The 15824-nt window shown below is 37.9% G+C and carries 6 protein-coding genes; all 6 read left to right on the top strand.

Features of this window, described 5'->3' with window-relative positions; genetic code table 11:
* The first annotated feature begins 144 nt into the window (after positions 1 to 144).
* Positions 145 to 1698 carry a PAS domain-containing methyl-accepting chemotaxis protein gene (locus ORI98_RS02280; protein WP_306134087.1) on the top strand — a complete coding sequence of 518 codons (1554 nt, stop codon included), beginning with the start codon at positions 145 to 147 and terminating at the stop codon, positions 1696 to 1698.
* Positions 1699 to 1732: 34 nt separating this feature from the next.
* The gene (locus tag ORI98_RS02275; protein ID WP_306134086.1) at positions 1733 to 4312 is read left to right on the top strand and encodes a bifunctional diguanylate cyclase/phosphodiesterase; all 2580 of its coding nucleotides are present in this window, start codon (positions 1733 to 1735) and stop codon (positions 4310 to 4312) included.
* A gap of 173 nt (positions 4313 to 4485) precedes the next feature.
* Positions 4486 to 6204: a methyl-accepting chemotaxis protein gene (locus tag ORI98_RS02270; protein WP_306134085.1), complete on the top strand. Its 1719-nt coding sequence runs from the start codon at positions 4486 to 4488 to the stop codon at positions 6202 to 6204.
* A gap of 186 nt (positions 6205 to 6390) precedes the next feature.
* Positions 6391 to 7596 carry an ABC transporter substrate-binding protein gene (locus ORI98_RS02265; protein WP_306134084.1) on the top strand — a complete coding sequence of 402 codons (1206 nt, stop codon included), beginning with the start codon at positions 6391 to 6393 and terminating at the stop codon, positions 7594 to 7596.
* Positions 7597 to 7604: 8 nt separating this feature from the next.
* Positions 7605 to 10712, top strand: a complete 3108-nt coding sequence (locus ORI98_RS02260; RefSeq protein ID WP_306134083.1) for an EAL domain-containing protein — start codon at positions 7605 to 7607, stop codon at positions 10710 to 10712.
* Positions 10713 to 10977: 265 nt separating this feature from the next.
* Positions 10978 to 15756: an EAL domain-containing protein gene (locus ORI98_RS02255; protein ID WP_306134081.1), complete on the top strand. Its 4779-nt coding sequence runs from the start codon at positions 10978 to 10980 to the stop codon at positions 15754 to 15756.
* Positions 15757 to 15824: the final 68 nt, after the last annotated feature.

The raw sequence follows: 15824 nt of genomic DNA, 5'->3' as shown, positions 1-15824 counted from the left end.
TGAGAATAAGATTTTTAAAAAATCAGAGAAAATACTCAAAAATGGTTCAAATTCAATGGGCAAGTTTCATTCTCTACATCTACAATTACTACTAGACCAAGCCTACCTTAAATTAAAATGAAACTAGAAGATTAATAGGGACATATGAAATCAAATACGCCTATAACCAAAAAAGAAAGGACATTTTCTCCTAACACAAAGCTAATTTCCGTCACCGATACTCAGGGGAATATTCTTGATTGTAACGATGCCTTTGTTAGTGTTAGTGGGTTTCAAAAGAGCGAATTAGTTGGTCAGCCACATAATATTGTTCGTCATCCAGAGATGCCCGCAGCAGCATTTGGCATAATGTGGTCACATCTAAAAGCGGGTAAACCTTGGATGGGCTTAGTAAAGAATCGTTGTAAAAATGGTGATTTCTACTGGGTTGATGCCTATGTCACACCGATGACAGACAAAGGTAAAGTGATTGGTTATGAATCTGTTCGCTCGTGTCCTAAACGCGAAGATGTCGCAAGAGCGGAAGTGTTATATGCCCAGATTAATAACGGCAAAAATACATCAAAATCTCTGCATATTGCATCCGAATATTTATTACTTCTTGTAACCCTTATAGCCTCCGGATTATTTTTTATGTCCGGTCAGCAAGGTGTTTCTGAAATTGTTCTTTTCATTGGGGTTATTATTTTTGCTGCGATGGTATATTTAAAAAGTAAATCAATAATAAATGCTTTGAATAATATGCTTAAAACGAGTTTTTCTCATGAGCTAGCAGCAAAAACCTATTCAAAGTCACATGGTGAGCTAGGCTTACTCGAAGTCGCTATTTTAAGTTCAAATGCACATTTAGGGACTATTCTTACTCGTATTGAAAATGCGGCAATGCATGTTAACAAAGGTGCTGAGCTGGGCTATAACTTGACCGTAAAAAATTGTGGTGAAATACAAAAACAGCAAGAAGAGACTTTTCAAGTTGCCACCGCAATGAATGAGATGACCACTGCGATTGCTGAAGTCTCACAACACGTGTCTGATACTGCTAACCATGCAGAAATAGCTCATAGTTTGTCGATTAAAGGAACTAAGGTTGCAGAAGTCACCCGCCAATCGATACAAAGGTTAAGAGATACTGTTTTAGATATTAGCGCCTCAGTGAGTGAGGTTTCAACCCAAACTACTTGTATTGCACAAGCAGCACAAATCATTGAACAAATAGCAGACCAAACAAATCTACTTGCTCTTAATGCGGCGATAGAGGCGGCTAGAGCAGGCGAACAAGGTAGAGGTTTTGCCGTTGTAGCAGATGAGGTTCGTACCTTAGCAAAGCGTACACAAGAATCAACACAAGATATTTATCAGATTGTGCGCGAATTGACCTCAAAAGCACAGAATGCGGTAGATACTGCCAACCTTGGGACAAAAGCTGCTGATGATGGGCTTGATAAGGTTGTTGAAAGTGCTCAAATGCTTGACGGAATATCTGAAGCGGTTGAGCAAATTGCTCAAATGTCAACACAGATGGCGACTGCTGTAGAGGAGCAAGCCCATGTGGCAGAGGATATTAATCGTCAAATTGTTAATATTTCTGATTTAGCAAATGATAGCGCTGCCAGTGCAAATCTCACATCTGACTCAATAACTCAACTTAAAAAGACAGCAGATGAGTTAGAAGAACTTGTTGTACGCTTTAAGCAATAAATACTTTAGCATTTATTTATCAGGTATAGGCATAATGTTTAAATATCAAAAAGTATTTAATGAAGTTTCATTTCGACACATTGTGGAGTCGCAAGAGACTGTTTTGGTTAAACATCTTCAAGAATTAAATATTGATTTAAACGCTGATATTTTGTTTTTAGGGGTAAGGAATGGAAAAACAGCTTCAACTATCATTACGATAAGAGAACAAAATAGGGTAAATAACTTAACCTATAGCTTAGAGGGCTCTCCCTGTGAACAAGTATTAAATGACGGAGTTTGTTGCTTCCCTAAAGACACGGCTAAGTTATTTCCTGATGATAAAACCCTGTTAGATTTGAAGGTTGAAGGCTATATTGGTTCATCGATAAAAAATGAAGCTGGCGATCCTATTGGGATTTTAGTTGCGTTATTCTTTAAGCCAAAATCTGAATTACCAATAAAATTAAAAATATTTGATATCTTTTCTAATTTTATATGCACTTACATTCAAAAATGCCATCTTGATTATCAAACTAACTCACATTTATCTTTATTTAAAGAAGTAGAAGTGATTTCAAAAACTGGTGCGTGGGAATATCATATTGAAACTAAACAAGTCTTTTGGACGGATGAGGTATATTCAATATGTCAATTTTCAAAAGATAGTAAATTAACGACAAAGCAAGTTAAATGTTTTTTCGCAGAACACGAACGTAAAAGAGTAAATGATGTTGTTAAAAGCGTATTAACAAATGGTAAATGTTTCGAAGACGATTTTGAGTTTATTGATGCCAAAGGCATAGAGAAATGGCTAAAAGTTACTTGTAAACCCTTAATGAATGATAAAGGTCGTATTACGAGCGTCTATGGTGCTTTTGAAGATATTACTAAAGAAAAAACACTATTATTACAAGAAAGTGAGCGTTCACAAAAACTAGATAATATTTTAAATAATATCAATGAAGCAGTTATTACGATTTGTCGCTCCGGGGTTATCCAGCACGTCAACCAAGCTGCTCTGAGTATATTTCAATATTCAGCTAACGAGCTTATAGGCCAAGATATATCAAAATTAATGCCTGAACCTTATGCCTTCCAACATCATCATTATATGCAGTCATATGAAAATACTGGTGTGCCAAAAATCATTGGTGTTGGTCGTCAATTAACCGCTAAACGTAAGAATGGCGATATCTTTCAGATCGAATTGGCCATAACTAAATCATTTTCACTTGGTGAAGTTCAATACATAGGCGTTATTCGAGATATATCTGAACGAATATTAGCTCAAGATACCATTTATAATATCGCTTATACGGACAAATTGACTCAGTTAAAGAACAATCAATGGTTTGAAAAAGAATGTAAAGATTTATTGCTTCTTGCCTCAATTAAAAGTCAGTGTATTTATGCTCTAATGTTAAATATAGATAAAATGTCACAGTTTAATTTGCAGTTTGGTTTTGAACAAGGTGATAGAGTCTTAAAGCAAATAGCTGTAAACCTTGGTATCGCAATTGGTAACGATTTCAATATTTATAGATACGGCGGTGATTCATTTGTCATTTTATATAATAAGGTTTTTACAAAAGATGATTTTCTTAAATTAAATCTAAATTTCATTAAGACTACTTTACTTGATCCCCAAAATTATATCTTAAATGTAGGTGATAATGATATTGTACTCACTGCGTCTTTAGGTGCGGCAACTTTTGAGCCGGATAGGCAATCCTATGAAAGCATCAACCATATTCTTGGTCATGCGCTGCGAAGTGCAAAAAAGCACGCTCCATTTGGTTTCCATCACATCTTAGAAGAAGGAGTTGAAGAGTTTGATCGTTTTGTTCAGCTGCATAAACTTTTAAAAAGCATTACTGAAAGTGAAGAGTTATCTTTGGCATTTCAACCTCAGTATACCAATACCGGTAAAATCAATTCATTTGAAACACTTATTAGATGGAATTCCTCCGTTTATGGATGGGTCAGCCCTGCTGAATTCATCCCATTAGCTGAAGAGACCGATGCCATCATAAAAATTGGAGATTGGGTATTAGAAAATGCCTGTATGGCTATTCAAGAATTAATGCACTTAGGATTAAAAACGAGTATCTCTGTTAATATCAGTGCTAAGCAAATAGTAGACCCCAATTTTTCTGATAAGTTAATAGACCTAGTCACTGCTTTGAGAATATCAGCAGATATGTTAATTCTTGAACTCACTGAAACGGCATTAATTGTTGACATTGCATTAGTGAAAAAAGTGATGAATAAACTAAGTCAATATGGTTTTCGTTTTTCTATAGATGATTTTGGCACAGGCTATTCAAGTCTTGCTTATTTAAAAGAACTGCCTATTTCTGAATTAAAAATAGACAAATATTTTATAAATGATATTGAAGACAGTGAAAAGCATTATGTTATTGTTGATACCATTATTCATATGGCACATGCATTAGGCGTTAATTGTGTTGCTGAAGGTGTCGAAACTAAAGAGCAATATGAATACTTGAAGAAAAATCACTGTAGCATTTATCAAGGGTACTATTTTTCAAAACCCGTTGATATTCAAACTTGGCGAGAGATGATAGCAATTGAAAGTAATAGCCATAAAAATAGACCTGATTTTAGCTGAACTAGTCAATATGATTTTAAAGCTTAAAAAAAGTTGATTTAGATCAACTTACCCACTGAATTAACTCAACTTATCCTGTATTGAGTCGATGTTTTATATCAGTGGGTCTATCTTAAATTGAGTACTCATAATTAGTTAGCATCAAAAATAACAAAGTATAAAGAGAAGATATTATGTCAACTTTGGAACCGTCATTAGCGCAAGGTAAGCTCGATAATACAACTAAAACAGGTGGTTTTTTTGACAGGTTCAAATCAGTGAGAGTTCAGCTCAAATTGAACATTTCCCTGATAATTGTGGCTTTTGCATTTTTAGGTTACGAAGGCATTACTGGCATGCAGGATTCAGGAGCGTCTATCGGGGATCTTTATAAGCAAGGAATGCAGCACAGTATTCGGGCAGGTAAAATACTTAACGAACTAGAAAAAGCGCGTAGTGGTTTACTGTTAGGGTTTCAACACAATCCAACTAATGAATTCTTCGAGATGCATAGTCATCCCTTGTCGGTACATATTGAAGCATCTCAGCAGTCAATCGCGTTACTGCATAACATTGTTGATAATGAGATTATAAGCTCAGATCTTGATGACTCTGAACGCCAGCAGATCAATGAATTAGTCAAGTTACTCGACAATGTGACTAACAAAGGATTTGAGCCTGCTATAGCGGCATTAAGTGAAGGCGATTATACAAACTCTAACCTCATCTTACTCACGCAAATTAATCCCTTGTTTAAAGATATCAGTGCGATAGCTCAGTCATTTTTGGATATACAAATTAATGAAGGCAAAATGAGCTTTGAAGCATCGCAAGCCAATACAGCCGTTTACATATGGTTAGTAGCGATTTTTTCTGGACTGAGCATGTTGATTATCGTATCGAGTTCAAGCTTCATTATTAAGCGCGTTAATCAGGCGGTTACTCAGCTAGAAAGCACTGCTGTTGAAATTGCATCGGGTAATTTGACTAAACGTATCAACCTAGGTGGAAATGATGAGTTTTCTCATATTGCTGAATATGTCAATCGTATCGCATCCGATTTTCAACGTGCAGTGATTAACACGCATCAGTCAACATCACGGCTTGCCAGTTCTGCGGAAGAAAATGCCGTTGTCGCGACGCAAACTCAACGTAATGTATTGGAACAACAGCAACAAACACAGTTAATTGCTACCGCTATTCATCAGTTTACAGCCACTGTTCGTGAAGTAGCTCAAAGTGCTGCTGGTGCGGCAACTGTATCTGAAGAAGCTAATTCTGCTGCACATGGAGCACAGGCGATTGTAAATGAGAGTATTTCTGTGATCGATGCTCTTGCGACTGATTTAGTTAGAGCCAGCGAATCAATGACCCTGCTCGCTCAACATTCAGATGAAATTGGCAGTGTGGTTGATGTTATTCAAGGGATATCAGAGCAAACAAATTTACTGGCACTTAATGCCGCTATTGAAGCCGCGCGAGCAGGTGAACAAGGCAGAGGTTTTGCAGTAGTAGCTGATGAGGTGCGTTCGCTTGCCAAACGTACACAAGACTCTACTGAAGAAATCATGAAAATGATCCAGCGATTACAGCAAGGTTCACAAGAATCGATGCAGCTAATGAAAAGTGGCACCGAGCAAGTGAAATTAAGTGTTGAGCAATCGATGTTAGTAAAAGATGCCCTGCAACGTATTTTGAGTAGTATAGAAGAAATCAATGGCTTGAATGCTCAAATTGCGACCGCTTCAGAACAGCAAAGTTCAGTGACAGAAGAGATCAATATTAATATCACTAACATCAGTGACATTTCAGACCAAACCGCAGAGGGAGCAAAACAAAGTAGCGCGGCTACCGAAGATTTAGCCCGATTAGCTGAGTCAATGGAGTCGGATATAGCGCACTATAAGGTATAAGCAATTGGGGGTAGAAATAGTGTTTATTGAACTCACCTTTCTCACTCCCTTGATGTATTTTTAAATTCGGATACACCTAGTGTTGATCTAACAAAAATATATTTTTAAATGTTCTGCAGTAACGAAGACTCTCTTCAACTATATTAGATTAACGTGATGTTTTGTTTGCTATTCAAAGGATAAAAAATGATATATCGAACTAAATTGATACTAAGCATTTTACTATTCGTGTTTTCTATTGCTGTATATGCAAATGACATCCAGCCAACTAAGGAACCCGTATTAATTGGTTTGGATGGCGAGTTTGGATACCTAGGCAGCACTTCGGCTGAAGCGATCAGTAGTGGCATCCAGATTGCCATCAATGAGATCAATCTTGCAGGAGGGGTGCTTGATGGACGACCATTAAAACTTGTGGAAAAAGCAAATCATTCCGTACCAGCTCGAAGCATCCATAATATAAAAAAGTTTGCAGAGTATACTGATCTAGTGGCCATTTTTTGTGGACGCTTCAGCCCGACAGTTTTAGAGGCATTGCCGACATTAAAAACAGCAAAAATTCCACTATTAAATCCTTGGGCAGCTGCAGATGCTATTGTTGATAATGGCTCCACGCCTAATTATGCCTTTAGACTTTCACTAAGTGATGGATGGGCCATGCCCACTATGATTCGTTACGCCGAATCTAAGGGGGCTAAACGATTGGGTATGCTTCTGCTCAATACCAGCTGGGGACGTGGAAATCTTCTCACGGCTGAACGCTATGTTGAAAATAACCCAACACTAAAAATTGTCCATAAACACTGGTTTAATTGGGATGATAAAAGTTTATTAGACAAATATGAAGCGTTATTACAAGCTGGTGCAGAAGCCGTATTGCTGGTTTCAAATGCTGATGAAGCTGCTATTTTAATTAAGGAGATGGTAAGTTTACCGCCAGAAAAACAACTGCCTATAGTTGCACATTGGGGCGTGACTGGTGGCGTATTGCCAGAAATGGCTGGTTCAGCATTGCATAAGGTCGATTTCTCTGTGGTGCAAACATACAGTTTTATCAATGCAGCAAGACCAAAATCAAAGACTGTAGTTGCCGCAGCGCAGGATATTTTTAATGTATCAGGTGCACGTGAATTGCCATCCCCGACAGGCATTGCTCATGCCTATGATTTAACCCATATTCTAGCGCTAGCAATTAACCTAGCAGGAAGCACTGAACGCCTAGCAATTCGAGACGCGCTTGAGCAAGTTATCAATTACGATGGGTTAATAAAGTTTTATAAACAGCCTTTCAGTCCTGAAAATCATGACGCCTTGAGTCCGGAGGATGTCTTTATGGCTAAGTATGATAATAAAGATAATGCTATTGTACGTATTTGGCCATTAATAAAATAGAATAAAATATGACGCTATTTCCAAATTTTTTGCGCCATTGGTTATTAATAAGTATCGCACATAAAATTCAGTTTTTTTCGCTGATATTTACCTCGATAGTTATTCTTATTATTGGTTCTGTTTCATACACTTTGTTGCATAAAAGTATTAGTGAAAATGTTCGCGAGCATATTGACCATGAAGCCAACTTAACTGGCAACAAACTACAGTTTTTATTTAAATCAGTTACGGAGAATATTAATAAATTATCACTTAACGCTTTGGTGATGAATAGTCTTGTAGACTCATCGGGAAGAGAGTCATATTTGTTACCCTTTTTGCGAAGTGAGCAAGACTTTTTTAATATCCCGGTTAATATCGTCTTGACTGACTTTCAGGGTGCGGTTATTGCTGCAAATAGCATCAAGAATAAAGCAGGCTATACAGTAAGGCCTGAGATTGAGCAAGCTATTAGCACTGGTTTACCTGTCTCTTCAATTTATAATGATCCAACAGGCACAATGTTGCTGTTAGTTAAACCCATTATATTCCCTCCAACTCGCCAAACAGAAGGTTTTTTAGTCGTTTGGCTTAAACTTGATGATATATTTGATCAGAGTGTACAGAACTTACAAGAGCATTTTCATGCAGAACTAACTACCTCAAACTATTCTTTAAAACATGGTTTTACAGGTGATACAGAATTAAGCTCAATTAATTACGAGATGTTTACCGATTTCTCTGGTGAGTTTCCTGCATTTAAATTCAGTCTTAAGGTTGGCCAAGATGAAGCAAAGGCTTTTTCTTATCTCAATAATCTCACCTATATTATTATAATAATTACACCTCTTTTACTCTTATTGGTGTTTTTTATCACAGGCAAAATCTCAAAAAAAATAGCTGGGCCAATTATTTTTTTAAACAAATTGACCGGAAATATTGCACGTGAGGGTAATTTTACTGGTGCGTTATCTGTTCCCAAAAGTGACTCTTTTGATGAGGTCGGACAGCTGACTAATGCATTTAACTTGATGCTCAATCAACTTAAATTCAGCTATGAGAGCCTTGAGAAAAAGGTTTTAAACCGCACATTTGATTTGCAACAAAGTGAATTACGTTTTCGGGCGATGGCAGATAACTCTCCGGCCATGATTTGGACTTCGAATGCTGAACTATCTGTAGATTTTTATAATCAACAGATAGTTGACTTTAGCGGACGTGGAATGAGTGAGCTCCAAACCTTAGGCTTTTTTGATTTAGTGCACCCTGAAGATGAAAAAATAGTTACAAGTGAGCGTGCTGCAGCTTTCGAACAGAAAAAGCCATTTAAACTAGAATACAGGCTAAAAAATTGCCAAGGTGAATATAGGTTTATCCTGGAGAATTGTGTAACCAAAACTTCCTCATCAGGTGATTTTGATGGCTATATAGGATTGTGTATCGATATTACAAGTCGGATTTTTATGGAGGAGCAACTGCGTTTAGCGGCCGCAGTTTTTGAGAAAAGTTCTCAGGGCATTATTATTTGTGATGTAAAGAATCGGATAGTCTCAGTCAATAAAGGTTTTACCAAATTAATGGGTTATGAACCAGGTGACCTTTTGTCTAAAAATCCAAACATTTTTAGTTCTGGTCAGCATCAGGAAAGTTTTTATTCATTAATGTGGGATAAGATAAAAAAAGAGGGAGCTTGGCAAGGAGAAGTCTGGAATAAACATAGAAATGGTAAAGTGTTACCCGAGTGGTTAACTATTAATGTGATCAAAGATGATAGCGACAATATTACTCATTATATCGGTATGTACTACGATATATCCGAGCGAAAAGAAAATGAGCAGCGCATTGAGTATTTGGCTTATCATGATAGTCTCACAGGTTTGCCCAATAGAACTCTCTTTAAAGACCGACTTGAGCAAGCAACATTTTCAGCTTTGCGTCATGAGCGCAGCTTTGCTCTGTTATATTTGGACCTCGATCATTTTAAAGTAATCAATGACACATTGGGGCATGATGTTGGTGACGACTTCCTTAAAATCGTGGCGTATCGACTAAAATCAGGCGTTAGAGAAAATGATACAGTCGCCCGTGTTGGAGGCGATGAGTTTATTTTAATTATTGAGGATGTTTCAGGCATAGATGCAATTGTAAATGTGATCCAAAAACTGATGGGGTTATTAACTGAGTCATATCAAATCAAAAACGATATAGTGTATAGCTCTCCTAGTATTGGCGTTGCCGTTTACCCCAATGATTCTGAAACTGCTGCAGAGCTTATCAAACAAGCTGACATTGCTATGTATCAGGCTAAAGCAAAAGGTAGAAACACATTTGTCTTTTATGCGCCTGAGATGAATAAAGAAATACTTCAACGTTCTGAAATTGAAAGTAAACTGAGACTCGCGCTTGAACGTGGTGATGAGTTGGATGTTTATTTGCAGCCTCAAATAGAAATGAGCTCTGGGAAAATTATTGGTGCCGAAGCCTTAGTAAGGTGGGAGCATCCTGATATTGGATTTATTTCCCCTGCTGATTTCATCCCTGTGGCAGAGGCCTGCGGCCTTATTTTGCCTGTTGGAAAGTTTGTATTAAATAAAGTGTTGAATGCTATTCATACCCGACAAGCAAACAAACTACACTGCGTACCTATTTCTGTAAACATATCAGCCGTTCAATTCAGCCATCATGATTTTCTAATCGATACGGCTGAAATGATTGATAACTATACATTTGACATGGAGTTATTACAGTTTGAAATAACCGAGAGTATCTTTATAAAAGAGCCGAATAATATCGCTGAAACAATGCATACCATTAATGCTATGGGAATTAAGTTTTCTTTAGATGATTTTGGTACTGGGTATTCCAGTTTAAGTTATTTAAGAAAATTCCCGATTAGTACTCTCAAAATCGATCAGTCATTCATCAGAGACTTAACTATAGATAAAGAAGATGCAGCATTAACGGTCGCGATTATCACTATGGCACATAGTTTAGGTCTTAAGGTTATTGCTGAAGGTTTGGAAACTATTGAGCAAGAGAGTTTTCTTCTCGAAAATAATTGTAAAATAGGACAAGGTTACCTGTACGCAAAACCTATGCCTATAAATGAGTTTTTTAGCAAAATCGACTCGGTATAGTCATCAGTTAGTATGTAAATTAAAAAAGCACACTACCCTACTTCGATATTGCCAGCATCCAACATTTAAAAGGTTAGTAAATCTGAGCGTTTTAATTTAATTAAATGTATCTACAAGCCACTTTGGGGCCCTCAGCTGGTTACATAATCACTTTGATAAGCGCAGAAGTGATAACTATGCTCATTTTTAACATCAAGCTGAATTGTAACAATCATTTTCTGTACTCTATGATTAAAATATTGTGAATTGGAGAAATCAATAATTGATGCAGACACTTAATGCTAGTATTTCCTTAAAACTTTCAATCCAAGTTATAACTCTCGCTGCTATCTTTTTTTTGCTGGGGATAGCAGGATTAGAGCTTGCTTTGCCGCCTGGTTACGCAACAGCAATATTTCCTGCAGCAGGTATCGCAGTTAGCGCAATTCTATATGGCGGAATTCGATTATTACCAGGAGTGTGGCTTGGTTCATTTTTTCTAAACCTTTGGGTAGCAGGAAGCAGTGAAGCCTTCGAGATACAGTCAGTTTTTATTGCGCTATTCATTGCAATCGGTGCAAGTATTCAGGCGTTAGTCGCCTTGTATCTGGTAAACATTTCACAAACCAACTGGAAAGCGCTGACAACGTTTCGCGAAATTGTACTATTTTTAACACTCGCGGCACCTTTAGCGAGCTTGGTCTCATCGACTTGGGCTAACATTACGTTATATTTATTTGGCATTATGTCTACGGATTATATTGCATCAAGCTGGTTAAATTGGTGGATTGGTGACACGACTGGCGTACTTGTGTTTGCCCCTATCGCGCTAATCCTGCTATATCGTGATCAGGTACTTGCGAAATATCGCTTGCGGACTGTAATAATTCCCACTTTACTTTCATTATTAATGGTTTTTCTTATTTTTTTCTATGTCGCTAGTAGTGAAAACCGTCAAATCAATAACCGAATGCAAAACACCGGCATTGGACTAGAACATCATATTAAAAGCAAACTAAGTGGTTTTACAGAAACCGTGATATCGCTTAGTAACTTGATGCAAATGTACCCAGATCTCACCTTTACTAAATTTGAAAGCTATACACGCGAGCTATTCGCCCTACATCCAGACTTGCATGGGATCGGTTGGAACAAATATTTTTCTGACCCTGAAAGAGCAAACTTTGAAACTCAGCTAGCTAAACAATTAGACATGCCAGCATTTGAAATTACGGAAAAGGACGTACAAGGCAATATCGTTCGCGCTGAAATCCGTGATCACTATGCACCTGTAACTTACATATCGCCCTTTGAACCCAATAAACAAGCATTAGGCTTCGATATTGCTTCAGAGCCTGTTCGGCTCAAAGCCATCATGCAGGTACTTCAAACGGGACAGCTAGCAATAACATCACCGATTAAACTCGTTCAAGATACAGAACCAAGTACTTCGATATTAGTTATCGCACCTGTAAATAATACACTGAGAGATGCCATATCTGGCTTTGCCGTGGCCTCGGTGCGCATAGAAAATATGATGCATTTTCTGTTTTCACAAGGTTTGATGGAAGATATAGAAATACGACTTGAAGACAAACATGCTCTGAATACTGACAAAACTTTATTTAGTTCACATGTAAAATCCAGCTCAACGAATCAAGAATACCAATGGCAAACCGATATTGATTTTGGTGGTCGTACATGGCAATTAACCCTTATTCCAACAGGCCATTATATTGAGTCTCATCTAACGCTTTTGGCATGGCAAATATTACTTATTGGATTACTTTTCAGCGGGTTATTGCAAATATTATTACTCACGATTACTGGGCAGCATTATCTTGCCAAGACAGCATTACAGCAAAGTGAATCGAGCATACGAGCCATTTTAGATAATGCCCCATTTTTAATTTGGCAGAAAGATACTAATGGCCATTATCTTAATATAAATAAGAAATTAGCCGTTCTCCTGGAGTTGACTGATGCAAGCCAGATACTGGGGAAAACTGATTTTGATATTTGGCCTAAAGAGTTAGCAGAGCATTATCAACTTGATGATGAAGAAGTGTTATCAACTCAAACAACAAAACATATTGAACAAGAGCCTGTAATAGAGGACGGTCAGACTCGTTATACTGAAACATTCAAAAGCCCGCTAATTGACTCGTTCGGTAAACTGGTAGGAACGATTGGATTTTCCCATGATATAAGTGAAAAGATAAAAGCACGAGAAGCATTAAAGGCAAACGAAGCGACCTTCAAAGCCATGATAGAAAGTATTCCAGTGGCGGTCTATGTGTCTTCTGATGTAGAGCAAGTCGCAACCTACATTAACCCTATCTTTACTAAGTTATTTGGCTATACCATCGATGAAGTGCCTTCGGCTGCAACATGGTGGCCTTTAGCTTATCCAGATAAAAGCTATCGTGATCAAATAAGTGAGGAATGGTTATTAAAAGTTGATCAGGCAATTAAAGCCCAATCAGATATTGAGCCAATGGAAGTTATCGTCACTTGCAAGGACGGTTCAAAGAAAAATATTTTATGGGGATTCACGACCCTTAATGATCAAAACTTTGCCTTCGGCTTGAATCTCACCGAACTTAGGCACGCTGAAAATATCGTTTTTGAAAGTGAGGTCAAATTCAAATCACTTATTCAAAATATGAGCGAGGGCTTAGCATTACATGAGCTGGTTTACGATGAGAATAACCAAGCTATAGACTATCGTATACTCGAGGTAAATCGCGCTTTTGAAGCTCAAACGGGAATAACATCAATCAACGCAAGCGGTAAATTAGCGACTGAGGTTTATGGCTTAAATCCTGCCCCTTTTCTGGAAAATTATGCTCAGGTAGTTAAAACAGGCAAGCCTTATAGTTTTGAGGTTTACTTTGAACCACTACAACGCCATTTTAATATTTCAGTTTTTTCACCAATGGCTAATCAATTTGCCACCGTGTTTACTGATATTACAGAACGTAAAAAAGTACAGCAACAGATTGTAGAAAGTGAATCTCGCTTTAGAGAGTTGTTTCAACAAACACCCATTGCTTATCAATCTTTAGATGCAGAGGGGCGCTTTATTGATGCTAATGAACAGCTTTGTGACATGCTGGGTTATTCTCGAGAAGAAATTCTAGGAATAACATTTGGTGAAATTTGGATGGATGAAATTCAGGATCAATTTCCTTGCCAATTTAAGTCATTTAAAAAAGCGGGCCATGTTAGCACTCAGTTAACACTAGAAAAGAGAGATGGCCAGCTTATTACCGTGATATTAAATGGTCGAATTCAAAGAGACACAAAGGGAAACTTTGTAAAAACCCATTGTGTGCTTATCGACATTACTGAGCGTGAAAAAATAGCGCAAGAAATGCGGATTGCAGCCATTGCATTTGAGTCTCAAGAAGGCATGTTTGTAACAGACGTCAATGGCATTATCCTCCGTGCCAACCAGTCATTTACAGCCATCACTGGCTACGACGTTATTGACGTTGTTGGTAAAAAACCTCGTATGTTTAGTTCCGGAAGACACGATGATAATTTTTATACAGCTATGTGGGAAAGCATTAACACAATGGGCGCATGGCAAGGTGAAGTATGGAATAAACGTAAAAATGGTCAAATTTATCCAGAGCACCTTACCATCACTGCCGTCTTGAATAATCAGCATCAGGTCACCCATTATGTTGCAACCTTGACTGATATTACCGCCAATAAAGCTGCCGAAAAAGAGATCCACTCATTGGCATTTTATGATCCATTAACAACATTACCTAACCGACGTTTATTCATGGATCGCTTATCACAAGCTTTGGCTTTGAGCGCAAGGACAGCACACAACGGGGCTTTGCTGTTCCTTGATATCGATCATTTTAAAACCCTCAATGACACGCTTGGCCATAAATTTGGTGATATTTTATTGCAACAGGTTGCGAAGCGTTTACAAGATGCAGTACGTGAACATGACACCGTTGCTCGCCTTGGCGGTGATGAGTTTGTTGTTTTACTTGAATCACTGGATAAAGACCTGGATAAAGCCACTGCAGATACAATAAAAGTGGCAAACAAAATTTTATCGAGCCTTAGTCAGACTTATCAGCTTGAAGAACATGAATACCATAGCAGTTGTAGTATCGGTGTCATAATGTTTAGCGATCATGATATTTCCCCCGAAGTATTAATCAAACATGCCGATATTGCCATGTATCAGGCTAAACATGATGGTCGCAATGCGATATGTATTTTCAACCCAAAAATGCAAGACCAGATCAATGCTCGCTCTACACTTGAAAATGACATACGTCGTGCCATTTCTGGTGAACAGTTCCAGCTTTACTACCAAGTTCAAGTAGATAAATCAAATCGGCCTTTGGGTGCTGAAGCTCTGATACGCTGGCATCACCCAGTGCGAGGTTTGGTATCGCCTATTGAATTTATTTCTCTTGCTGAAGAAACAGGGCTTATTATACCAATTGGTGAATGGGTACTTAACTCAGCTTGCGCTCAACTAAAGTTGTGGCAACAACAAGAACGCATGCGTAATTTTGTTTTGTCGGTTAATGTAAGCGCAAAACAGTTCCACCAACCCGACTTTGCCAAAAAAGTTGAGTCGCTCATTGAGCCGTTTGGTATTAATCCACAACGGTTAAAATTTGAACTTACTGAAAGTATGTTATTACAGAATCTTGAGGCAACGATTCAGACCATGCTCGCCCTGAAAAAGTTTGGTGTGCAATTCTCGCTTGATGACTTTGGAACAGGATACTCCTCATTGCAATATCTAAAACGCCTACCGCTTGATCAGCTAAAAATAGACCAATCGTTTGTTCGTGATGTTGTCGTCGACGAAAATGATCGCGCTATCGTGCGGACTATTATTGCTATGGCTGACAGTTTAGGTCTAGATATTATTGCTGAGGGAGTAGAAACTGAACAACAACGCGATATATTGCTAGCGGAAGGCTGTCGTCATTATCAGGGGTACTTGTTTAGTAAACCCATTCCTATTGATGAGTTTGAGGCTAATTCAGCCACAACAATTGTCAACTTATCGAGCTGAGGCGAATAAATTCAACTGGACACCTTAATCTAAATTGTCGGCACAACTCACTTTTTCCCATCGTTATG

Origin of the sequence: Shewanella sp. ULN5 (assembly GCF_030731885.1) — a bacterium.
Taxonomy (GTDB): domain Bacteria; phylum Pseudomonadota; class Gammaproteobacteria; order Enterobacterales; family Shewanellaceae; genus Shewanella; species Shewanella holmiensis.
The sequence above is the reverse complement of the archived record's forward strand: the minus strand, read 5'-3'. Positions and strand labels throughout refer to the sequence as shown.